General features: G+C 74.7%; 18 protein-coding genes and 1 pseudogene. 6 read left to right on the top strand and 13 right to left on the bottom strand.

Annotated elements, in window-relative coordinates; all coding sequences use genetic code 11:
* Positions 1-5: 5 nt before the first annotated feature.
* The 7 genes from fxsT to H299_RS32795 all read right to left on the bottom strand — a co-directional run bounded on the left by fxsT (position 6) and on the right by H299_RS32795 (position 12,194).
* A complete protein-coding gene (fxsT, locus tag H299_RS0108060) occupies positions 6-2,969 on the bottom strand; it encodes an FxSxx-COOH system tetratricopeptide repeat protein (protein ID WP_486587185.1) in 2,964 nt (987 codons plus the stop codon).
* 260 nt (positions 2,970-3,229) lie between these two features.
* On the bottom strand, positions 3,230-4,627 hold the full coding sequence (locus H299_RS32810; RefSeq protein WP_078512548.1) for an aKG-HExxH-type peptide beta-hydroxylase: 1,398 nt from the start codon (positions 4,625-4,627) through the stop codon (positions 3,230-3,232).
* A gap of 38 nt (positions 4,628-4,665) precedes the next feature.
* Positions 4,666-4,929: a hypothetical protein gene (locus tag H299_RS0108050; RefSeq protein WP_158692287.1), complete on the bottom strand. Its 264-nt coding sequence runs from the start codon at positions 4,927-4,929 to the stop codon at positions 4,666-4,668.
* Positions 4,930-5,034: 105 nt separating this feature from the next.
* Positions 5,035-8,166 (bottom strand): SAV_2336 N-terminal domain-related protein, encoded by a 3,132-nt coding sequence (locus H299_RS32805; RefSeq protein WP_051262220.1) that lies wholly within the window; start codon positions 8,164-8,166, stop codon positions 5,035-5,037.
* Positions 8,167-8,172: 6 nt separating this feature from the next.
* Positions 8,173-9,246, bottom strand: coding sequence for an AAA family ATPase (locus tag H299_RS0108040; RefSeq protein ID WP_027748003.1), 1,074 nt, complete (start codon positions 9,244-9,246; stop codon positions 8,173-8,175).
* Positions 9,247-9,356: 110 nt separating this feature from the next.
* The gene (locus H299_RS32800; RefSeq protein ID WP_486587184.1) at positions 9,357-11,570 is read right to left on the bottom strand and encodes a VMAP-C domain-containing protein; all 2,214 of its coding nucleotides are present in this window, start codon (positions 11,568-11,570) and stop codon (positions 9,357-9,359) included.
* A gap of 168 nt (positions 11,571-11,738) precedes the next feature.
* Positions 11,739-12,194, bottom strand: a complete 456-nt coding sequence (locus H299_RS32795; RefSeq protein ID WP_037758128.1) for a CU044_2847 family protein — start codon at positions 12,192-12,194, stop codon at positions 11,739-11,741.
* Positions 12,195-12,344: 150 nt separating this feature from the next.
* Here H299_RS32795 and H299_RS0108025 point away from each other — a divergent pair, with 150 nt between their 5' ends.
* Entirely contained in the window at positions 12,345-13,307 is a 963-nt protein-coding gene (locus tag H299_RS0108025) for a zinc-binding dehydrogenase (protein ID WP_027748002.1), read from the top strand.
* 63 nt (positions 13,308-13,370) lie between these two features.
* On the opposite strand, the gene H299_RS0108020 is transcribed toward H299_RS0108025, so the two are convergent.
* Both H299_RS0108020 and H299_RS0108015 read right to left on the bottom strand, forming a co-directional pair.
* Entirely contained in the window at positions 13,371-14,240 is an 870-nt protein-coding gene (locus tag H299_RS0108020) for a PadR family transcriptional regulator (RefSeq protein ID WP_027748001.1), read from the bottom strand.
* Positions 14,241-14,368: 128 nt separating this feature from the next.
* Entirely contained in the window at positions 14,369-14,563 is a 195-nt protein-coding gene (locus H299_RS0108015) for a DUF6104 family protein (protein WP_027748000.1), read from the bottom strand.
* Between the two features lie 348 nt (positions 14,564-14,911).
* On the opposite strand from H299_RS0108015, the gene H299_RS0108010 reads away from it, so the two are divergent.
* On the top strand, positions 14,912-16,108 hold the full coding sequence (locus tag H299_RS0108010) for an NAD(P)-dependent malic enzyme (RefSeq protein ID WP_027747999.1): 1,197 nt from the start codon (positions 14,912-14,914) through the stop codon (positions 16,106-16,108).
* An 84-nt stretch (positions 16,109-16,192) separates the two neighbouring features.
* Here the strand turns inward: H299_RS0108010 and H299_RS0108005 are convergent, their stop codons facing one another.
* Entirely contained in the window at positions 16,193-16,987 is a 795-nt protein-coding gene (locus H299_RS0108005; RefSeq protein ID WP_027747998.1) for a class I SAM-dependent methyltransferase, read from the bottom strand.
* A 103-nt stretch (positions 16,988-17,090) separates the two neighbouring features.
* On the opposite strand from H299_RS0108005, the gene H299_RS0108000 reads away from it, so the two are divergent.
* Complete coding sequence (locus tag H299_RS0108000) at positions 17,091-17,711, top strand: CGNR zinc finger domain-containing protein (protein WP_027747997.1); 621 nt, start codon at positions 17,091-17,093, stop codon at positions 17,709-17,711.
* On the opposite strand, the gene sodX is transcribed toward H299_RS0108000, so the two are convergent.
* The gene (gene sodX, locus H299_RS0107995; protein WP_027747996.1) at positions 17,624-18,085 is read right to left on the bottom strand and encodes a nickel-type superoxide dismutase maturation protease; all 462 of its coding nucleotides are present in this window, start codon (positions 18,083-18,085) and stop codon (positions 17,624-17,626) included. The two genes, H299_RS0108000 and sodX, sit on opposite strands and share 88 nt — an antisense overlap.
* A gap of 145 nt (positions 18,086-18,230) precedes the next feature.
* Between sodX and sodN the strand changes: the two genes are divergently transcribed.
* Positions 18,231-18,626: a superoxide dismutase, Ni gene (gene sodN / locus H299_RS0107990; RefSeq protein WP_027747995.1), complete on the top strand. Its 396-nt coding sequence runs from the start codon at positions 18,231-18,233 to the stop codon at positions 18,624-18,626.
* 178 nt (positions 18,627-18,804) lie between these two features.
* Positions 18,805-19,096: pseudogene (locus H299_RS38120) on the top strand (NsdA family TPR-like regulatory protein); the annotation flags it as partial.
* A 422-nt stretch (positions 19,097-19,518) separates the two neighbouring features.
* On the opposite strand, the gene H299_RS0107975 reads toward H299_RS38120, so the two are convergent.
* Positions 19,519-20,478: a LysR family transcriptional regulator gene (locus H299_RS0107975; RefSeq protein ID WP_027747993.1), complete on the bottom strand. Its 960-nt coding sequence runs from the start codon at positions 20,476-20,478 to the stop codon at positions 19,519-19,521.
* Positions 20,479-20,722: 244 nt separating this feature from the next.
* On the opposite strand from H299_RS0107975, the gene snpA reads away from it, so the two are divergent.
* Positions 20,723-21,415 (top strand): snapalysin, encoded by a 693-nt coding sequence (snpA, locus tag H299_RS0107970; protein WP_027747992.1) that lies wholly within the window; start codon positions 20,723-20,725, stop codon positions 21,413-21,415.
* 123 nt (positions 21,416-21,538) lie between these two features.
* Here snpA and H299_RS0107965 read toward each other — a convergent pair whose 3' ends face one another.
* Positions 21,539-22,690: a 50S ribosomal protein L11 methyltransferase gene (locus H299_RS0107965; RefSeq protein WP_027747991.1), complete on the bottom strand. Its 1,152-nt coding sequence runs from the start codon at positions 22,688-22,690 to the stop codon at positions 21,539-21,541.
* Between the last annotated feature and the right edge of the window lie 143 nt (positions 22,691-22,833).

The raw sequence follows: 22,833 nt of genomic DNA, 5'->3' as shown, positions 1-22,833 counted from the left end.
GCCGGTCAGCCGAGGTAGGGCTCGAAGTCCCAGTACGGGCGCACCCGCTGGCGTGCGGAGAGCGCGTGCGGGTGCTGGGCGCCCAGGGTGCGGCCCAGGCGCTGCAACGCGTCCTCCTCCAGCTTGCCCGCCTCCGTGCGCTCCCGCAGCGCCCGCAGGTCGGCGGCCAGCGCGACCTGGCTGGAGAGGGTGAGCGGGTGGTCCTCGCCGAGCGTCGCCCGGGAGCGCCGGAGGGTGTCCCGGGACAGCTCGGCGGCCTCTTCCAGGCGCCCGGTGAAGTTCCGGCCGCCCGCGGCGTTCAGCGCGCAGCCCAGGGTCGCCGGGTGGTCGTCCCCCAGCAGGGTGCGCAGCCCGGCCAGGGCCTGCTCGAACATGTTCAGCGCGCTGTCGCGGTAGCCCTCGGCCTGGAGGATGAGGCCGACGTTGGACTGCATGCCGGTGGGGACCGGGTGCGCCTGGCCCAGCAGCTTGCGGTAGCCGTCCTCCGCCTCCTCGATGAGGTCCTTGGCCTGCTGCACGTCGCCGTACTGGCGCAGGTAGTTCCCGAAGTCGCAGATCAGCGCGAGCGTGCTGAAGTGCGCCCGCCCGAACGCCCGTTCCTGCTGCTCCAGCAGGCTGGCCAGCACCGTGCCGGTGTCCTGCTTCGCCGCCCCGGCCCGGCGCTCGCACTGCACCAGGTTGTGTCGCGCCCACAGCGTCCGGGCGTGCTGCGCGCCGAGCACCTGCACATGGCGCCGCACCCCCAGCTCCTGCCGGGCCAGCGCCTCCTGGTAGCGGCCCATCAGGCGCAGGTCGCGCGCGCAGGCGTTGCCCGAGCTGAGGGTGTCGGGGTGGCGGGCGCGCAGCAGCGTCTCGCGGGTGCGCAGCGTCTGGAGATCCGTCTCGTACGCCTCGGCGTAGCGGCCGATCAGGCGCAGGCCGCCGGCGAGGTTGTGGTGCGCCAGCAGCGTCGTCCACTCGTCGGGGCCGAACAGCCGCTCCGCGGTGGCCACGACCTCCCGCTGGAGCTGGAGCGCCTCCGAGTAGTACCCCAGGAAACGCTGGTCGGCGGCGAGGCCGCTGGTGGCCGTCAGCAGCGCCTCCTCGTCGGCCTCGGGCTGGGCGCGCAGCCGCTCCAGACGGGCGCTGTCCAGGGCGTACGCCTCCCGGAAGCGCCCTGCCGAGCGCAGGATGTTGCCCTGCTGGGTGGTGAGGGAGAGCATCGCCGGGTCGTCGGGGTCGGTGCTCTCCGACCACTGCTCCCGAATCCGCTCGGCCAGGTCGGCCCCCACCTGGTACTCGCCCCCGGTGTAGCAGTAGCGGACGCAGTTGAGCAGCAGGTTGCGGACCCGCGAGCCGGTGGCCTTCAGCGCGCCGGACGGGCCCAGGTGCGGGAGGAGTTCGGCGTACCTGGCCCAGGTGCGGCTGTCCTCGGGGCGGCCCGGGTCCGCCTCCGCCAGCACCCGGCGCACCACCTGCCGGAACGTCTCCCGGTCGTCGCCCGCCGTCAGATCGCCGACGATGCTGTGCACCAGCCGGTGCATGTGCACCGACTCGTCCCCCGGAACGGTCTCGCGCGGCGGCGCGGCACGGGAGTCCCGGCTCAGCACCGAGTAGTTGACCAGCACGTCCATGGCGTGCGTCCAGGCGCGCAGGTCGGTGCTGATCCAGCGCAGCCCCTCCGGCAGGTCCTCCGGGTTCAGGCCGCGCGCCAGGCCGATCGGGATACGGCCCGGCGCGAACGCGGAGCACAGGGTGAGGAGTTCGACGGCGCGCGGCTCGGACTTGCGCAGCCTGTTGATCAGTATCGACCAGGAGGTGAGCGAGGACTCGGGGTAGTCGATGAGGTAGCGGCTGCGCGAGGCGGTGTCCTCGGGGCGGCCGGGCCCCCGGCGCACCATCCGCAGGTACTCGCCGGCCGCCATCCCGGACTCGCCCAGCAGGGCGGCTGCCTGCGCCATCTGGAGGGGGACGTCCTGGAACTCGGCCGCGACCTCGTGGGCCTCCCCGGCGGTGACGTGCGGCGCGCGGCGCATGAGATAGGCGGTGGACTCGGTACGCGCGAATCCGGCGACCTCCACCACGGCCGCGCTCGCGCCCCAGGAGCGGTCCCGCGAGGTGACCAGCACGTGGCTGGTACCGCCCTTGGGGAGGAAGAGGGCGGCGTCCTCGCTCTGCTCCCAGCTGTCGAAGATGACCAGGCTGCGCTGGTACGGCTCGCCCCGGCGCAGCGCGTCCCGTACCACCCGGATGCGTTCGCCAGGCTCCGAGCTGCGGGTGAGGTCCAGCTCGACGGCCAGCTCGCCGAAGCGCTCGCGCTGGGTGTTGCGCTGGTCGGAGTTGACCCACCACACGACGTCGTAGTCCGGGCTGAAGCGGTGCGCGTACTCCGCGGCGATCTGCGTCTTGCCGATGCCGGACATGCCGACCAGGGCGCACACGGAAGCGCCGCGGGCGGCGTCGGTCAGCCGCTGCTGGATGGTGTTGAGCAGGTCGTCCCGGCCGGTGAACTGCCGGTTGCGGCGCGGCACGTCGCCCCAGACGGCGACCGGGTCGTTGGGGTAGCGCGAGACGGGCCCCTCCAGGGACAGCGGTTGCTGCGCCGCGGGGAGTTCGAGCCGGGTCAGCAGCCGCCGCTCGGCCTCCGCCTCGCCGACGCCCCACAGGTCGACCGGCTCCAGCACGGCGGTGGCGGGCAGCAGCGTGCGGTTGGTGAGGTTGACCGCGGCGAAGCGCTCGGCACGCGGGGCGACGAAGTCCCGCAGGGCGGTGTTCCACTCGCCCTCGCGGCGCGGCCCGAGCTGGAAGAACCAGTCGCTGAGCACCAGCAGCACCCGGCCTCTGGCGAGCAGCAGGTCGCCGAGCGCCTCCTCCAGCGGCTGGTCCCGGTCCGGGTCCCACCGCTGGAGGGTGGCCCGGTGGCCGTGGCTCTCCAGCCGCTGGGCCAGCCAGCCGGCCCAGGAGCGGTGGTATCCGGGAAAGACCACCATGACGTGCTCCGCCCGGTTTTCCGAAGCTCCGTTCGCGCCCGGATGCGGCTGCTCAACCATGGGCGTGTCCTCCTCGTCGATCCAGGTGCGCCCGCACTCGCGGGGCGTCGCGCTGCGCAGATGACGCGGCTGATGCGGCGTCGGATGGTCTGGTGTCTGGGGGTCGTCCGGCCGGCGGGTGGGCCGGCGGGCAGGTCGTCCGGCTGGCGGGTGGGCCGGGTGGCGAACCGCCGGTGGAAAACCGTGCCGGGCCAGCGAGATTACCTTATGTCACAGGTTGATGACGCGTGTTCGAGCGGAGCGGCGGCCCGCTCCGCACGGGGCACCGGCGGGGCCGGGCCCAGGGCCGCGCCCGGCGCGTGCGCCGGCGCCAGGCCGGCGTGGTGGCGCCGCATCGCACGGGTGAACACCTCGCCGGAACGGGTCAGTTCGCCGGAGCCCAGCAGCGTGGTCAGCGCCTCGTCGGTCTGCTCCCGGAAGCGCGCGCAGCGCCGCCGGGCCGCGTCGCGGGCCGCGGGTGAGGCGCCCCGGCGGCGGGCCATCCGGTACCAGAGGTCGGCCAGCGCCAGGTGCGCGTACGTGCCCTGGAGCACGGCGCCCACCGGGCGCGGGTCGGGCCGCCAGTCCACCCGGTGCACCGCGGGCCCGTCGTCCGCGTGCAGCGGCACCAGGTCGCACAGCACCGCGAGCTTGCTGTGCTGCACCTCGTGCACCAGCACGGAGGCCATCTCCCGGGCGGACCCGGGCAGCCCGGTGAGCACGCCCCAGGGGGCGGCGCGCAGCGTCGCGCTGGCCGACCAGCCCGGCTCCAGCGGCACCACCGCGCGCACCAGCGAGGCCACTTCGGTGCGGCGGCCGGGATCGGCCGCCTGCAACAGCGTCAGGGCGGCCGACCAGCGGGCCCACCAGTCGCGGTGCTCCCGGCCGCCGGGCCCGGCGTCGGTGAGGCGAGGGGCCGAGCGGGGGCCGAACCGGGGTCCGGCACGGTGCGGGTCGAGGTCGTCGAGCAGCGCGGAGCCTCCCGGCAGCGGCCGGAGCCCGCGCCAGCCGGCGACGGGGGGAGGCGGGCGGTGCCCCGGGGGCCGGGTGCGCAGCACGACGCCGCCGCGGCCCTGGGCGGTCAGCTGGAGGCTGCGCGGCCCGGCGACCAGCCGTACCGAAGCGGCGCGGGCCTCGTAGACGCCGAAGCCGGGGAGGGTCAGCCGCCCCTGGGAAGTGGGCAGCGTGAGCCGGAAGCCGGTGCCGGTGCTCAGGGCCACCGCGGCGGCGACGGCGCCCAGTCCGTCCAGGAGCCCTTCCCTCGCCTCCCGGGCCGCAGCGTCCGGGCCGTGCGGGCTGTGCGAGCCGTGCGGGTCGGGGACGCTGAGGGCCTGGACGAGCCAGTTGCCGATCGCCGGGTAGGCGAGCGCCGCGCGGGCCGCGGCGGGGGCGCGCGCCTCCGCGCGCTCCAGCAACCGCCAGTACTCCTCCAGCCGTTGCGCCAACGCGGGCGGCACCGGGTGCCGGTGCGCCTGTGTCAGCAGGCCGCGCAGCAGCACCAGGCGCCGGCTGTGCAGGCCGGCGTGCAGCAGCCGGGTGTCCTCGACCGCAGGCCGGGTACCGGCCACCGACGCCAGCACCGCCGAATCGATCTCGAACGGGGCGGCGGCGGCACGCATCGATGCGCCCTCCCTGCCCGGGCGCAGATATGGCCCGATCACACTGCTCGACGGCTGGTTGGCGACACCACAGGCACCGAGTGCCGCGCTTGCCGACGCCCGCTGTCGCTGGTGTCGTCCCCCTCCCAGGAGTCCGCGAACCGTTCCGGGTGGCGCACCGACTCCTCGACGGCGGCCAGCAGCCCCGGATCGTCCATCACCCGCAAGGCATGCAGGTCAACACCCGTGAGATCGGGCAGATACGGCGCTCCCACCCGGTCACGGCCCGCCTCGCCGTACGCGTCACGGACCTGCTTCGGCACGCTCTTCTCCTCCCTGCCCCGCCCCTCGCAGGAGGCTGCCACTGCCGGTGGAGGGTTCTTCCCGAAGCCCCTGATACGGAAACCCGTTCGGTCCGCCGCCCGCGCTCATCCGGCCTCGAGCGCAGCGATGCGCTCCCGGGTCAGCCGCACCTCCGCCCAGGGCACTTCGTGCAGCTCGGAGACGAGCTGCCGCCACTCGTCGGCCGCGGCCCGGTACTGGACGAGCGCGGCTGCCCCGCGGCCCCGCCGCTCGTGATGGGCGCCCAGCGCGTGCCGGGCGCGGGCGACGGCCACCGACGCGCGCGCGTCGCCGCGCGCCTGGCGGGCCTCCTCCAGCGACCGGCGCAGCGTCTGCTCGACCCGGGAGCGGCGCTGGTGGAACTCCGGAAGGTTCTCCTCCGCGTCACCGAGCAGCCGCCAGGCCTCGGCCCGCAGCGCGGCGTCCGTGCCCCGGCGGGCGGCCTGCTCCAGCAGGTGGCTGCCCTCGTAGAGGTCGGGCAGGAAGCGCTCGCGGGTGAAGCGGGCCAGCAGCGCCCGGCCGAGCAGGAGTTGCAGCCGGGCCGCGAGCGGGCCGTCCGCCGGGGCGACGGTGAGCGCCTCCCGGAGCACCCCCTCGGCCCGCGCCGCGTCCCCGGCGCGGTCCAGCAGCATCGCGCCCCATTCGGTCAGCAGTTCGCCGCGCTCCGGGCTGTCCCGTTCGGCGAACCGCTCGGCCGCCGCGTACTCCGCGGCGGACGCCTCCCACTCCCCGGTGTCCCGGTGCACCCGCGCCCTGGCCCGCGCGCAGCGCAGCCGCAGCTCGTCGTTGTCGCCCGCGGCGGCCTCGGCCCGGTCGAGATTGGCCAGCCGGTCCTGCGGGGAGGCGGCGATCTCCCGCAGGGCTCCGCTGAGATCGAGCAGGACGGCGCACAGCTGGCGGCCGTCGCCGTCGGCGGACGCCAGCAGGTCGGCCGCCGCCCGCAGTTCGCGTACGGCCGCCGCGGCCTGGGTGCGCTGCCCCGTCCCGGCCCCGGTGGCCGAGCGGGACAGCGCCAGCTGGATGCGGCCCTGCCACAGCCTGCGCCGGGCCTCCACCCGCTCGGGCAGCGGTCGGCCGGCGGCGGCCTCCCGCTCGGCGGCCTCGGCCAGCCGGGCCATCGTGCGCTCGGCGGCGAGCAGTTGGGACAGGTCGCGTTCGACGCGCCACAGGTCGTGCTGGACGGCGGCGAGTTCGAAGAGGGTCTCCAGGTCGTCGCCGACCAGCTGCTCCGCCGCGCTGTGCAGCAGCTCGCGGGCGAGGTCCGCGTCGCGGCGTACGGCGCCGGTCTCGGTGCGGGCGTGCAGGATCTGGCCGAGCACCAGGCGGGCGCGGGAGAGTTCCTCGGCGGCGGTGCCGGCCTCAGCGCCCGCCTCAGCGCCCGCCTCAGCGCCCGCCAACGCGTCCGCGGCTGCCCGGGGGCTCGCGGCGGCGGTCGTGGCGGCGGCGAGCGCCGCCTCCGCGTGCTCGCGCGCCTCGTGCAGCAGCTCCGGGTCACCCTGGGCCCACCAGCGGCGCAGCAGCCGCTCCGCCTCCGCGAGCGCGCCGGGCGCACGCCCCTCGGGCGCGTACCAGCGGACGACCCGGGCGGGGATCTCGGCGAACAGGTCGTCGGCCGGACGGCCGTTCGCGTGGTGCGGCCCGTCCAGCGCGCCGGCCGCCTCCCCCTCGCCCCCGGAGGTCTGCCCGGAGAGCTGGGCGACCGCGAGCGCGGGGAAGTTGCGGGTGCCCTTGCCGAACCTGCGCGCGACGTAGTCCGAGACGTGCTTGAGCACCAGCAGCGCCGCGCCCCGGTCCAGGGACTGGCGCAGCAGGTCGTCCACCCCGGCCACGTAGCAGTAGCGCGGACCTGGCGAACCCTCGATGTCCGGCAGCCGCTCCAGCAGCCCGCTCAGCAGCACCTCGGCCAGCTCCATCGGGCCGGTCCCGGGCAGGATCGCCTCCTGCACCAGCTGGATGACCGGCAGCAGCAGCGGGACGGCCGTCAGGTGCACCGCCAGCTCCAGGGCGCCCGGGGAGGCGGACGCGCGGAACGCGGACAGCAGTTCGCGCGGGTCCTGGCCCGCCGCGCCCCCCTCCCCGTCCCACACCCCGCCCACGGGCGCGGGCATCGCGTGGTGCCGGGGCCGCACCCAGGCCGCCGCGCCGCGCGCGCTGCCCGTGCCGCCGCTGCCCAGCAGGCCCGCCCAACTGCCCAGCGCACCCGGCGTCGGCAGCAGCACCGGCACCGGCAGGGCGTCGGGGGGCGGCGGCGGGCCGTAGCCGTCGGGCTCGAAGCCGAGCCTGCTGCCGGAACGCTCCGCCCGCAGCAGCACCCCGGGCTCGGCGGGCAGCGCCGTACGCGGCCACAGCCGGGGCGGCAGCGGCTGCACGACGGCCAGCGGCGAACCGCCCGACCAGCGGTGCAGCAGCCGCTGCGCCCCGCCGTCCTGCCACAGCGGCCCCACGCAGTCGCTCACGATCAGGGTGAGGCGGCGGCCGGTGGTGTCCCGGTACTGGTCGGCCGGGCGTAACCGGGTGCCCTCGCCCTCCCGGCCGGTACCCACCAGCGGGGTGCCGTCCGTCGCCCGGTGCAGGTAGAGGGCCTGCACGTCGCGGAAGGCGCCGAGCTGCTCGCAGGTCTGGCGCAGCCAGTCGAAGGTGAGCTGCCACACGGAGGCCGTCGTGGAGGCGTCCATCAGCAGCAGGATCTCCGCGCCGCGCCGCTCGGAGCGTCCGAAGACGGGGCGTACGGCGCCGCAGCGCGCGCTCAGTTCGGCGCTGGCGTCCTCGTCCAGCGGCCCGGGGACGGGCGGCAGGCGCGGCCGGTACCCCAGGAGCGGGCGCAGCGCGCGCTGGAGGCCGAGCAGGCCCGGCAGCACACTGGCCGCCGGCACGTGCACCGGGAACGCCAGGTCCGGCCGCCCGCCGTGCCGGTCGGGGGCGTAGAGCGAGACGGGAGCCGAGCGCTCGGAGAGGCCGTACGGCTTCCGGGGCCGACCGGCGGCGCTCTCCGCCTCCGGCTCGGGTTCCGCCGCGTCGTACGAAGGCTCCCGCTCCGGTACGGAGGGCTGCGCCGGCGGCGGACCAGCCTCAGCGCCCCCCGCCTCCGGGGTGAGATAGGGAGCCAGCCAGAGGGCCTCCGCCACCTCGCGCGCCGTCAGATCGCTGTCCGCCGCGCCCAGCCGCTCGACGAAATCCTCCAGCCGTGCCGGCTGCCGCCTTCCGGGCGGCGTCGACATCTGCCATCACCTCGGGCGGTCCAGGCGGCGCAACAGCATCGCGGCGAGACGGTTGCGGGTCACCCGCTCGGCGCCCGCGGCGCGCTGCGTGAGGAACAGCGCGTTCAGCAGCTGGTCGGTCGCCACCACCTGGCCCGGGTCGCGGGCGAGGAAGCGGCGGATGTACTCCTCGCCGTCGGCCACCGCGTCCTCCCCCAGATGCGCGGTGACCATGGCCGCGAGCTGCTTCTCGGTGGGCGGCTTCAGCTCCAGCTGGATGCAGCGGCGCAGCAGGGCGGCGGGGAAGTCCCGCTCGCCGTTGGAGGTGAGAATGATGAAGGGGAACTCCGTGCAGCGCACCCGGCCGCCGGTGACCGGCACCTTGTCGCCGTCGGCGGTGAGCACCTCGGTGACCGGCTCGCGGTCCGCGCCGCGCTCCAGCTCGCGGATCGTGAACTCGCCCTCCTCCAGGACGTTCAGCAGGTCGTTGGGCAGGTCGATGTCGCTCTTGTCCAGCTCGTCGACGAGCAGCACCCGGGGCAGGCCGTCGCTGCTGGGCAGCAGCGCCGTCCCCAGCGGGCCCAGCCGGATGTACGAGCCGATCGGCGGCCGGCCCGGGGGCTCGCCCGGCGCACCGCCCGACTCCCCGCCTGCCTCACCACCCGCCTCGCCGGTGCCCGCGACCGCGCGGTCCAGCTGGACGTCCTGGAGCCGGCCGATGGCGTCGTACTGGTACAGGCCGTCCTGGAGCGTGGTGCGGCTGACGACGGGCCAGGTGAGGACCCGGCCCAGCCCCAGCTCGTGCGCGACGGCGTGCGCCAGCGTCGACTTGCCGGTGCCCGGGTTGCCGGTGACCAGCAGCGGGCGGCGCAGGTAGAGCGCCGCGTTGACCGCCTCGACCTCCTCGGGGCGCGGATGCAGGTTCTCCACCAACTGGCGCCGCACGCCCAGCCGTCGGTGCGAACCGGCCTGGTCGGCGGTCGCGCCGCCGGCGCCGCTGTCCTCGGCGAGGGTGAAGTCCCGCCACGGGGGCGGAGCGGGCAGTCGCCGCACACCGTCGTGCGGCATCCCCGCTCCCCGGTAGATACGCCAATCGCTCACTGTGGGCTCCTCATGCTCCTCATGGCTGTGGTCGGCCCTGGCTGGTCGGTGTCATGGGCGGGGTCGGTACCGAAGCGGTACGACCGGTGCCGGACGGCGGCCACCGGGCGCTATCTGCGCAGCGGCGGAGCGCGGAGCGGGCTCTCGTCACTCCGGGCCCCATGGGGCGGGTCGTACAGGAGAACCAGCTCGCGCGCCCAGGCGACGTCGGGGTGCGCGGTACGGGCCGCGCTGCGGTTGCGCAGCGAACGGACCAGCTCGGGCAGCCGGGGCTGCCCCTGGTCGTGGCGCACCGAGGCCAGCAGCCGGGCGGCGCCGGCGTAGAACTCGGCGCAGTCCGTGTGCCGTTCGTCGCAGCGGCGCCACAGCGCGATCGGGTGCCCGGCAGCCAGCGCGACGCCCAGCACGAGCGCGCCGCGCCCGCTGCCGCCGCGCGCGCAGTGCACCGGGACGGCCTGCGGCGGCGCGTCGAGCAGTCGGCCGTAGGCGGCGGCGTCGTCCTCGGGCAGCACCGCCTCGTGCCCGAACTCGGGCACCTCCAGGCAGAGCGGCACGGCCTCCAGCACCCCCTGCCCGATACCCGCCCAGCGGCGGCGCCACTCGGGGGTGACCTGCTGGAGGCGGCGCTGGCCGTCCCGCAGCGCGACCGTACGGCGGCGGCCGAGCGGCAGCGTGTGCGGGCTGAACGGCTCGTCCTGGGTGGGCATCCGGGCCCGCCACGTCTCCACCGGCTCGTCGAACAGGGCGCGCGGGAGGCTGAAGTCGACGGCCGCCAGGTGCTCGCCGATGTCGCCCCGGTCGAGGGCCGCGGCCAGCGTGCTCCGGATGTCCTCCTCCAACTCCGAACGCGGCACGCCCAGTTCGCTGTGGCGCACCGGGGTGACCTCGCCGTCCTCCCGCACCAGCTTGATCCGCCAGGCGTGGGCGCCGTAGAGGTCCGGGTCGATCTCGACGACGACGTCGGCGTGTGCGGTGCCGGTGGTGCCTGCGGGGGCGGCGCCCTCGGCGGATGCGGCGGCTCCGGCGGATGCGGCGGCCTGGGCCGTCCCGGTGCCGCCGGCGCGTACCGCGTCCGGCTGCGGCGGGCCGGTGCGCGCCGTGTGCGCGGCGGAGTCGCAGGAGGCCAGGACGCGGGCGACGCCCTGCCGGATCAGGCCGTTGCGCAAGGTCCGGGCCATGGCCTCGATCCACTCGCGCAACCTGGCGAGCGCCCCGGGCGCCACCGGCGCGGCGTCGTACGCCCCGGCGTGGACGGCCCAGACGCGCGCCGCGTAGAGCACCACCGCCTCCCGCTCCGGGTCCCGGCCGGTGCCCGGACCTCCCGCGAAGCCGTCGTGCGGGTCGTACATGAGCCCGGCGCCCTCGCGCCAGCTGCGCGGCGCGTGCACCTCCAGCGCGTACGACTCCAGCAGGACCGCGCTGCGCGCCTCGTCCACCAGGGCCAGCACCTGCCCGGTGCTGGCGGGGGGCGGCAGCTCGGCGAGCCGGCCGTACAGCTCGGCGCGGGCGTCGGCGGTGAAGCCGTACCCGAAGGCGAGGCCGGGGACGGGCCCGGCGCCGTGCCCGTCGGCCGCCGCGGCGCCCGCGGCCAGCTCCACCTGGAGGCGCGGCCAGCTCTGCCCGGCGCCCAGATAGCGCGCGAGGTGGTACCGGTCGTGTGCGGCGAGCACCTCCCGCCAGGCGGTACGGCCCGCGCCGCCCTCGTCGCAGAAGGAGCGCAGCGCCGTGATGGGGGTGGCCAGCGGTGAGGCGGCGTCACCCTTGGGCCGCCCCTTGTTGACGCCGATGACACTGCCGCGCCGCAGGTCCACGACCGGCCCGCCGGAGCAGCCGGAGGGGAGATAGCCGCCGCGCACCATCAGCGGGCCGCCGCTGCCGCCGCTGGCCCGCCCGGCGACACCCGCGTAGACCTGGCCGCCGCCCGGGGCGTTCATGTAGCCGTACAGGCCCACCTCGGCGGGGGTCAGGGCCGAGCGGTCGCTGAGCCAGAGGCAGGAGGGGTCCGTCGCGTCCGGGACCCGCACGAGCGCGAGGTCGGGGTCGCCCCAGGGAGACGGCGGGCGGGCCGGATCGGCGGGCGCGGGCAGACCGCACACCAGCTCCCCCGTGAACCGCAGGCCGGTCCCCGTGGTGATGCCGATGACACGCTCACCCCTCCACACGGCGTCCCTTCCGCTCCCCACCACGTGCGCGCACGTCAGCACCCAGCCGGGTGCGACGAAGAAACCGCTGCCCCAGAACGCGGGGCTGCGTCGGTCATACCCGTCGCCCGGTGCGCCTATCCGCACAACGGACGCCTGCGCGAAGCTCTCCACGGCGCTCACAGCACACACCCGGCGCACGGTGGCAGGCTTCGGCTCCGCACAGCGGTACGGCTGCCGGTCATGCTCGAACTCCGCACCCGCACCCCCGGTTCCTCCCCCTGTGAGGCATGAGGGAAGAAGATTAGTGCACGGCACAGGCAGCCGCGAGGCCGTACGCAGGGCGGACGGTCAGCGGCCGTCGGTGCCGCCGGGTGACGCGGGGGGCTGCTGGGGCGGTTGCTGCGGGCCGTCCAGCCGCCAGGTGAGCGTGACCGAGATCGACCCCTTGGCCTCGCCGTCGGCCAGGATCGCCAGCGCACGGCCCGCCTTGGCCGCGAACTCGACGCCGAAAGTGGCGTTCACCTCGTCGGGCCGGGCGTCGCGTGCGGCCTCCAGCACCGCCGAACCGACGCCGCTGACCAGCTCGTTGAGCCCCTGGACCCGGCGGGAGAGGCGGTCCAGCGCGCCGGTGTCCTCGTACTCGCCGTCCTCGTCCGCGCCGTCCCCCGCGCCGTGCCAGCCGCTCGGGTCTGCCGCGTCGGCGAAGCCTCCGTCGTCCCCGTCCCGCTCCGGCCCGAGCTGCGTGACGGCGGCGAGCATCGTCTCCCCGCCGGGCAGCCGGATCTCCTGCGTCCTGCGTTCCATCGCTCCCCCTGGTCGTGTCCCCGAAGACGCTTCCCCGCACCTCCGGACGCGCTCCGCCCCCGCGCGGCGGCCACCGGCAGCCGGGTGACGTACGTCGCTTCGCGGGGCGGGGGCTGGTTGGCCTCGACCCGCGGCGCTAGCGTACCGATCATGTTTGCTGTCTACGCCGCGCGCCTCGACCCGGATCAGCCGCTGAACGGACTGGAGTTGGGTGAACGGCCGGAGCCGGACGTTCCGCCGGGCTGGACAACCGTCGACGTCAAGGCGGCCTCGCTCAACCACCACGACCTGTGGTCGCTGCGCGGGGTGGGCCTGACCTCGGAGTCCCTGCCGATGATCCTGGGCTGCGACGCGGCCGGGGTGGACGCCGACGGCAACGAGGTGGTGGTGCACTCCGTCATCGGCCAGACCGGTCACGGCACGGGCCCGCGCGAGCCGCGCTCGATCCTCACCGAGAAGTACCAGGGCACGTTCGCCGAACGGGTCGCCGTACCGCAGTGGAACGTCCTGCCCAAGCCGAAGGAGCTGTCCTTCGAGCACGCCGCCTGCCTGCCGACGGCCTGGCTGACCGCCTACCGCATGCTGTTCACCAACGCGGGCGTACGTCCCGGCGACTCGGTTCTGGTGCAGGGCGCCGGGGGCGGGGTCGCGACGGCGGCCATCGTGCTCGGTGCGGCGGCCGGGCTGCGCGTCTTCGCCACCAGCCGGGACGAGGCCAAGCGGAAGCGGGCGGTGGAACTGGGCGCCGAGGGCGCGTTCGAGACCGGGGCGCGGCTGCCCCGGCGCGTCGACGCGGTCATCGAGACGGTGGGCGCGGCGACCTGGTCCCATTCGGTCAAGTCGCTCAAGCCGGGCGGCACGCTGGTGATCTCGGGCGCGACCAGCGGCCCGAACCCGTCCGCCGCCGAACTGAACCGCGTCTTCTTCCTCGAACTGCGGATCGTCGGCTCGACGATGGGCAGCAAGGAGGAGCTGGCGTCGCTGCTCAGCTTCTGCGCGGCCAAGGGCGTGCGGCCCGTCGTGGACTCCGCGCTGCCGATGGACCGAGCGCGCGAGGGCTTCGAGAGGATGGCGGGCGGCGGGCTCTTCGGCAAGGTCGTCCTCACCGCCTGACGCGCCTCACCACGCCGTCGCCAGGGTCCGGCCCCTGCGGCGCCGGTGACCCGGGCGGCCCGGTCAGGCACCCGGCGGGCGCAGGGCGACGCCGACGTGCGCCGCCGCCTCGGACAGCCGGCGGCGCACCTCGCGCAGCTGCTCCTCGGTCACCCCGTGGTCGCGGGCCGCGTCCCGCACCTCGTCGCGGAAGCGGTCCAGCAGCCGCTCCAGCTCGCGCACCGGGTCACCCGGGGAAGGCTCCGACCGGGAGACCGCATCACCGCCGCCCGCGTCGGTGTCGGCACCGGTGTCCGCTGCCGGGGCCGCCTCCGCCTCCGGCCGCAGGTACGGGGGCCACGCGGCGGTGTCCGCGGCGGCCCGCTCCAGGTCCAGGCCGCCCGGCCGGCGGGCGAGTTCGAAGGTGCCGGACCGCACGACCCCCTCCCAGTCCCCCGCGTCCGCCTGCCCCCGCACCTGCCGGGTGAGCCGGTTGATGTGTGCCACCGCCTCCGCATGGGCCTCGCGCTCCTTGTCCGCCTGGCTCCGGGCCCGCCTGGCCTCCTCCTGCGCGCGGCGCGCCTGCTCCCGCAGCTCGAGCCGCAGCGCACCCGCGGAGCCGCCGCCGTCCGCCCGCACGTCGGCGGCGAGCCCGGCCAGCGAGTCGCGGATCTCCCGCTCCAGCTCGGTCAGTTCGCCCTGCCGGTCGCCGAGTTCGGCGCGGCCCTCGCCCGTGAGGGAGTAGACCTTGCGGCCCCCTTCGGTGGCGTGCGTGACCAGCCCCTCGGTCTCCAGCTTGGCCAGCCGCGGGTAGACCGTCCCGGCGGAGGGTGCGTACAGGCCCTGGAAGCGCTCCTCCAGCAGCCGGATGACCTCGTAACCGTGCCGGGGCGCCTCCTCGAGGAGCTTCAGGAGGTAGAGGCGCAGTCGCCCGTGGGCGAAGACGGGGGGCATGTCACAGATCCCTGGTGTCGACGTGCGACGGCATGGCGCGTCCGGTGGGAAACACGCTATGTCGCGAGTGGCACCGCACGCAAGGACGGGTGACGCGACATACGCGAGAACGCCCGCGCCGCACCCCGTCAGCCGTCGCCCTCGTCGTCCTCCTCGTCGTCGTCCAGGCGGGCGAGCCAGGTCGCCAGCCGCTCGACCGGAATCTCGAAGTCCGGATTCAGGTCGACGAAGGTGCGCAACTGCTCGGCCAGCCACTCGAAGGTGACCTCCTCCTCGCCGCGCCGCTTCTCCAGCTCCTCGATGCCGCGGTCGGTGAAGTACAAGAGTGCTCCAGGGGTACGGAGGGGGACGGTACGGCTCCAGGGTATGCGGCGGACCGGCGCCCCCCGCAGCCACCTGCGGACTCCCCCCGGAGACCGGACGGTGAGAGCTTCGTCACCCACGGTCGGCGGGCGATCCGGGAAGACGTTCGTCCCCGGCCGCGCTCATCCGGTAGAAAAGACAGTTACACCCCTCACCCGGGGACCCAGGGCGCGTGTGCGGCGTGCCCGGCGTCCGGCACTTCCCGGGGCAGCGGCCATCCGCAGCCCCGGCAACGGACGTGGTGCCCGCCCGCTCCTCACACCAGGGAGCGGCCACCCTCAACGAATGATGAATAAGGGGTCCAACAAGTGGCAGCGGAGATCGTCAATCCGAAGGACGGACTGGGCGAGGACGTGGTCGATCCGGCCTTCGCACTCCACCGCGGCGGCAAGATGGCGATCACCGCCACCGTGCCCGTGCGGGACGCGGACGACCTGTCCCTCGCGTACACGCCCGGCGTCGCCAAGGTGTGCAGCGCGATCGCCGAGCAGCCCGAGCTGGTGCACGACTACACCTGGAAGTCGCAGGTGGTGGCCGTGATCACGGACGGCAGCGCGGTGCTGGGACTGGGCGACATCGGAGCGGAGGCGTCCCTTCCGGTGATGGAGGGAAAGGCCATCCTCTTCAAGCAGTTCGGCGGCGTGGACGCGGTGCCGATCGCGCTCGACTGCCGTGAGGTGGACGAGCTGGTGGAGACCGTGGTGCGGCTCGCTCCCTCCTTCGGCGGCATCAACCTGGAGGACATCTCCGCTCCCCGGTGCTTCGAGGTCGAGCGGAAGCTCAAGGAGCGGCTGGACATCCCCGTCTTCCACGACGACCAGCACGGCACCGCCATCGTCACGCTCGCCGCCCTGCGCAACGCCGCGCGGCTGCGCGGGCGCCAGCTCGGCACGCTGCGCGTGGTCATCTCGGGCGCCGGTGCGGCCGGCGTGGCCATCGCCCGCATCCTCATCGAGGCCGGCATCGGCGACGTCGCGGTGTGCGACCGCAAGGGCGTCGTCTCCGCCGACCGGGGCGACCTGAACCCGGTCAAGCGGGAGGTGGCCGGATTCACCAACAAGGCCGGGCTGAGCGGCTCGCTGGAGAGCGCGCTGGACGGCGCGGACGTCTTCATCGGCGTCAGCGGCGGCACGGTCCCCGAGTCCGCGGTGGCCACCATGGGCCCGGACTCCTTCGTGTTCGCGATGGCCAACCCGAACCCGGAGATCCACCCCGACGTCGCGCGCAAGTACGCCTCCGTGGTGGCCACCGGGCGCAGCGACTACCCGAACCAGATCAACAACGTGCTCGCCTTCCCCGGCGTCTTCGCGGGCGCGCTCCAGGTGCGCGCGTCCGAGATCACCGAGGGCATGAAGATCGCGGCGGCCGAGGCGCTGGCCGCGGTGGTCGCCGACGAACTGAGCGCCGACAAGGTGATCCCCTCGCCGTTCGACGACCGGGTGGCCCCGGCGGTGACGGCGGCGGTCGCCGCGGCGGCCCGCGCCGAAGGCGTGGCCCGGCGCTGAGCTGAGCTGAAGTGAGCTGACGAAGCGGCGGGGGCGGTGCGGGCCAGGTGGTCCGCACCGCCCCCGTGGCACGGGTGCCGGCGGCTAGCGCAGGCCCAGCACAAGCGCGTCGGCGGGCGAGCACCACACCGCGCGCGCCTCGGCGAAGCCGTGCTCGCGCAGCGTACGGGCGTGCCAGTCGACGGGCTGCACCTCACCGTCCGAGTGGTCCCCGGCGAGGGGGCTGCCGAAGATGCGGAACCGCTCGGCGGCCGGACCGCCCAGCCGCTCGTCGTCGGCGACCAGCTGCCACCAGTCCGCCCAGTCGTGCGCGCCCGCCGTCCTCGCCTGCGCGCGGCGCTCCCGGTCGAAGTGGTGCACGGCCGCGTTGATGCGCGGTGTGCCCTCCTCCGGCATGTGGTCGGCGTTCATGAAGACACCGCCTTCCCGCAGCACGCCCGCGAGCCGGCCGTAGAGCGTGTGCAGCGCGTCCGTACGCAGCCAGTGCAGCGCGGTCGCGGTGAGCACCGCGTCGTACGAGGGCTCCGGCAGCTGCCGGGGCCAGTCGGGGTCGGTGAGGTCCGCGGTCACGAACGCGGCGCGGGGCTCGTCGGCGAAGTGGCCGCGGGCGATGGTCAGCAGCGCCGGGTCGAGGTCGACGCCTGTGGTCCGTGCCTTGGGGAATCGCTTGAGCACCCGGTCCGAGATGCTGCCCGTACCGCATGCCAGGTCCAGCACCCTGGGGGCGGGGCCCACCAGCGCCTCGACCATGTCGAGCATGACCCGGAAGCGCTCCTCACGGTCGGGCAGGTACCACTCCTGCTGGCGATCCCAGCTGTCCTGCCACGCCTGCCAGTCCCACCCCGTGGTCACGGTCGTCTCCGCCGTCTCCGCCGACATCCCGTCTCCTTCACTCCGCACCAAGGCGTCACACCTCCGTGTAATACCCTGGTTCACCCTTCATCTATTACGGACACTAGCCCGTCAGCCGTAAGGATCACAAGTGGAACTGAACTATTACTCGGACTACGCGGTGCGGCTGGTCAACACCGAGGAGCCGGAGCGCGGCATGGACACGCTCACCTCCGTGGAGGCGGTCCGCGAACTGTTCGGCCCCAGCAATCAGGCGGCCCGGCGCGCCACGGAGGCGGACGTGACCCGACTGCGCGGCGTACGGACGCGCCTGCGCGCCGTCTTCGGCGCCGCCTCCGAGGGCGACGACGTACGCGCGGTCGACCTGCTCAACTCGCTGCTGATGGAGTTCCCGGCCAGCCCGCAGATCGCCCGGCACGACGAGCGGCGCACCGGCGACGAGCCGCACTGGCACATGCACCTCGCCGACTACCCGGCCAACGCCACCGCGGGCTACGCGGCCACCGCCTGCATGGGCCTGGCCTTCCACCTCACCGACCTCGGCGTCGACCGGCTGGGCATCTGCCAGGCGCCGCCCTGCCGCAACGCCTACCTCGACACCTCGACGAACCGGTCCCGCCGCTACTGCTCGGACCGCTGCGCGACCCGCGCCAACGTCGCCGCCTACCGCGCGCGCAAGCGTCTGGAGAGCGGCACGAGCGGGCGTACCGCCGAGAGCAACCAGCCCACCGCCGAGGGCACGGAGCGCTGAATCCCGCGCGGCGACCGCAGCCGCAACCACGCGCGCGCCAGCACCAGTTCGTCCGGCACCGCGCCGAACTCGCGGCTGTCGTTGCGCACCGCCGGATTGTCCCCCCGCACCCACCAGCCGCCGGGGCGCCGCGCGACCGCGCGCTTGACGATGAGCAGGTCGTGCTGGAATGGGTGCCGCAGCACCACGATGTCACCCGCACGCACCGTCCCGCCGTAGTGCACCACCATCTGGTCTCCGGGACGCAGCGTGGGCAGCATGGACGGGTTGTACACCTCCGCGAGCCCGATCCGCGCCAGCGGCCCGCGCCCGGGCGGGCCGTGCTCGCCCGGCTCACCCTGCTCGTACCGCCGCTCCCGCGCCCGCTCCGGCATCTTCCGCCTCCGGTCGGTCCGATCCGCCACCAGTCCCACGCTCCCACTGGACTTTTGTCCTAAGCACCCCGGGGCACACGAGAAAACAGTTCCCGCACGGAGTAATCTCGCACGTGAGAAGACGATCACGAGGAAGGACAGCTTTATGCTTTCCCGCCTGTTCGCCCCAAAGGTGCAGGTCAGTGCCCACTGCGACTTGCCCTGCGGCGTGTACGACCCGGCCCAGGCCCGTATCGAGGCCGAATCGGTCAAGGCCGTCCAGGAGAAGTACCAGGCCAACGAGGACCCGCACTTCCGGGCCCGTGCGACGGTCATCAAGGAGGAGCGCGCGGAGCTGGCCAAGCACCACGTTTCCGTGCTGTGGAGCGACTACTTCAAGCCGCCGCACTTCGAGAAGTACCCGGAGCTGCACCAGCTGGTCAACGACACCCTCAAGGCCCTCAGCGCCGCCAAGGGTTCGACCGACCCGGCCACGGGCCAGAAGGCTCTGGACTACATCGCCCAGATCGACAAGATCTTCTGGGAGACCAAGAAGGGCTGATCGCCATTCAGACCCTTTGACCTGCGGTTTCCTTGAGCGCCTGGTCATCCTGCCCGCACCCGGTCCACCGGCCGCCACCCACGGCGCCCCGGCACGGACCGGGTGCGGTCTGCTTTCCGGGAACGACCTGCGGTCGTCAGGTGGCGCGGGCAGTGGGCAACCGCGAGACCCAGCTCGCGACCTCGGCCAGGAGGGCGCCGCTCAGCGCTACTACCAGGTCGGCCACCAGCTCGCCTGCGAGGCCGACCCCCACAGCCACGCTGCCTGGATGATGCGCGCCCTCGCCCACCAGGCCCTGAGCCTCAGACAGCCCCACCACTGCGTCGACCTCGTCGAAGGCGCCCTCAGCACAGGTCTCGGCTACGTCGACGGCCAGACCGAGGCTCTCCTCCACATCACCCACGCCCGCGCCTACGCCGCCGTCAACGAGAACCCGTCGGCCGCACGCGCCCTGCTCGCCGCAGAGGAATGGACTGGCGAACCCGAGAACCGCGAACCCCGCAAACACTCCCAGGTCCGCTGGCTCGACGCCCGCACCATCCCCGAAGCCTTCGTGGACACCACCGCCAGCGCCCTCCGGCAGTACCTCGCGGGCGGCCCGGAAGTCTCTCTCGACGGCTGGCAACAGACGCACTCCGCTCATCATCCTTGGCTGCCGAGGGGCAGCCGCCTGATCACCCCACCCCCACCTTGCGGACCTCGCCGCCGGCGACACAGTCCCCTTCCGCATCAAGGACAGAGACCTGCGATGTGACGGTCCTCCGCGTCACCGAGTACCCCGACTTCGAAGCCCTCCTCGGCGGCGCGAGGCACGTCCCCGACATCCAGCGCGCCCGCGCAGAAGCCGACGCGCCAGGGTGATCCCGTACGCGCCCGTCTCAGGCGCCCCGGCTCAGGCCGCGCGGGAGCGCAGCAGCGGGCTGTCGTGGTGCTGGAGCCACTGCCGGTAGGCCGCGCTCATCCAGGCCACCTCGCGGTACGACGCCTCCAGGTCGGCGTACGCGGCCTCCAGCCGCTCGGCCGCGGCGGCGGAGCCGGCCTCGGGCATCGCGAGCAGCAGCCGCACCGTCAGCGGATCGCCGCACAGCGGGCGGATGACCATGCCGGGCCGCGGCCGCGAGGTCGGCTGGCAGGGGCTCACCACCTCGCCCGCGGCGACCAGGTCGGCCCCCGTCAGGTAGTCGCCGTGCACCACCCGCGGCGCCAGCCCGGCGGCGGAGAAGACCCGCCGCAGCCCGGCCCACTCGCCGTCGACGCTCGGGTCGACCATCCAGCGCTCGGCGGCGAGTTCGGCCAGCGGCACCTCGTCCCGCGAGGCGGCCGGGTGGGTGGCGGGCAGCGCGACGAACTGCGGCTCCTGGGCCACCAGCACCCGCTGCCGTACGCCCTCGGGGATCTGGAGCGGGCAGCCGGACACCTCGTGCACGAAGGCGACGTCGAGCTGGTTCGCGGCGACCATGCGCAGCAGGGTGTTCGGCGAGACGTCGATCCGGATGGTGATGTCCGTATCCGGCAGCCGCGCGTGCAGCCTGCGCAACCAGCCCGCCACCGCGCGGTTCCCCGTACTGCCGACACGAAAACGGGCGCCGCCGGACAGCGCGACGGCGTCCCGCGTCTCACTGACCAGGGCCGACATCTCGGCCACGATCGGCCGCGCGCGGCAGAGCACCGAACGGCCAAGCGGCGTGGGGCGGCTGCCCGTACGCTCCCGGGTGAACAGCTGCCCGCCGATGGCGCGTTCGATACGGCCGAGCTGGGTCGTCAGGGAAGGCTGCGTGACACCCAGCTGACGGGCGGCCTTGCGGACACTGCCCGTCTCGGCTATCGCACACAGCGCACGAAGGTGCCTCACCTCGAGCTCCACGGCGGGAGCATAGCGGCGCGCCTGTTCGCCGCACCAGACGGCGTGCGGCACCGGTCCGTACGGGCCGGCCGGGGGGACATAGGCCGAAGCTATCGGCCCCTGACATCATCCGCGCGCCCGCCCGGCTCCCCGAGACTCTGCGGGACCGAACGTTCATCCGGTGGTACCGGCCGTCGCCCCACGCGTTCCACTGACGGCCGCCGTGCCACGGACGACCAGGAGGAATCCCCCCATGAGACACACCAAGGCGGCAGTCGCCGGCGCGCTGGGCTTCGGCCTCGCGGTGAGCCTGGCAGCGATCCCGGCCGGCGGCGCGGTCGCGGCACCGGCCCCGGACACGGCGGCCGACAGCACCGTGACGGCGGCGTACACGGGTACCGGCGGTACCAAGGAGGCCAAGCAGGCCGAGGCCGACAACAAGGCGTTCTTCGAGGCCGTGATGAAGTCGGCCATGAAGAAGCAGGCCGCCGAGCCGGGCACGCAGGCGGTCACCGTCACCTACAACGCGAGCGCGGCCCCCTCCTTCGCCGCCGAGATCGCGCGCAGCACCCAGATATGGAACGGCGCCGTCAACAACGTGACCCTCCAGGAGGGCGCCAACGCCGACTTCACCTACCGCGAGGGCAACGACCCGCGCGGCTCGTACGCCCAGACGGACGGGCACGGTCGGGGCTTCATCTTCCTGGACTACGCGCAGAACCAGCAGTACGACTCGACCCGGGTCACCACGCACGAGACCGGTCACGTGCTCGGGCTGCCGGACAACTACTCCGGTCCGTGCAGCGAACTGATGTCGGGCGGCGGTCCCGGCCCGTCCTGCACCAACTCCAACCCCAACCAGGCGGAGCGCAGCCGGGTGGAGCAGCTGTGGGCGAACGGGCTCAGCCAGCTGGAGATGAAGGCTCCCTTCGTCAAGGCTCACTGACCCGGCGGAGCGCCGCACCGTTCGCCACCCCGCATCCCCGCGGCGCCCGGCGCCCGTCCCGCACCTCGCGGTACGGGTGCCGGGCACCGGCGTGCCGGGCCGGGCCGGCGGCGGCGCGGCCGCTCAGCCGGCGGCCACCAGCCGCCACAGCGAGGTGACTTCGGCCGAGCGCGCGGAGTGCAGCGGGTCGTCCGGGTCGGCGGCACGCGGATGGCGGGGCGCCATGTCCGCGCGGCCCGCGACCCGCAGTCCGGCGTCCGCGATCCAGCCCGTCAGCTCCTCGCGGGTGCGCAGGCCGAGGCGCTCGGCGAGGTCGGAGAGGATCAGCCACCCCTCCCCGCCCGGCTCCAGGTGGTCCGCGAGCCCGGCGAGGAAGCCGCGCAGCATCCGGCTGCCGGGGTCGTAGACCGCGTGTTCCAGCGGCGAGGTGGGCTTGGCCGGAATCCACGGCGGGTTGCAGACGACGAGCGGAGCGCGGCCCGGCGGGAACAGGTCCGCCTCGACCACCTCCACCGCCGCCCGGACACCGAGCCGTTCCGCGTTCTCGCGGGCGCAGCGCACGGCCCGCGGGTCGGTGTCGGTGGCGACGACGTGCCGCACCCCGCGCCGGGCGAGCACCGCGGCGAGCACCCCGGTGCCGGTGCCGACGTCGAACGCCGTCCCCTCCCCGCCGCCGGGCAGCGCCGCAGCGGCCACCAGGTCCAGGTACTCGCCGCGTACGGGCGAGAAGACGCCGTAGGCCGGGTGGACCCGGTCACCGCCCAGCGCCGCGACCGGCACTCCGTTGCGCTGCCACTCGTACGCGCCGATCAGGCCCAGCAGCTCGCGCAGCGCCAGCACCGACTCCGCGCCCTCCGGCGGCCCGTACGCCGCCGCGCACGCGGCCCGTACGCCGGGCGCGCGGCGCAGGGGGACGGCGTACTCGCCGTCCAGCGGCACCAGCAGCATGCCGAGGATGCGGGCGCGCTGGGCCTGCCGGGCCCGGTGCTGGTGGAAGGCGTCCCCGGGAGCCGGGGCGGGCGCGCGGACCCGCGCGGTACGCGGCTTGGCGTCGACCCGGCGGGCGAGCGCGGTCAGCAGTTGCCGGGCGTTCTGGAAGTCACCGCGCCACAGCAGCGCCGTCCCCTCGCAGGCCAGCTTGTAGGCGTCGGCGGCCTTCGTGGTGTCGTCGGCGAGCGCCACGCGCGCCGGTGGCCGGGCCCCGCTCTCGGAACGCCAGCGGGCGGTACGCGGTACGCCGTCCTCGGCCCAGCTGATGATGGGGGGTTCGCTCACCGGCTCACCCTACGGCCTCGCCGTCGCCCCCTTCCCCGCAGTGCGGGGCGTGCGGCGTGCGGTGCGCTGCACCCGCTCCGCCTCGGCTCCACCCGGGCGTACGTGGTCGGCTCCGCAACGCAGCGGGCCGTGGTGACCAGGCC

The organism is Streptomyces sp. CNH287 (assembly GCF_000424825.1).
This window is presented reverse-complemented; position numbering and strand designations above follow the sequence as displayed.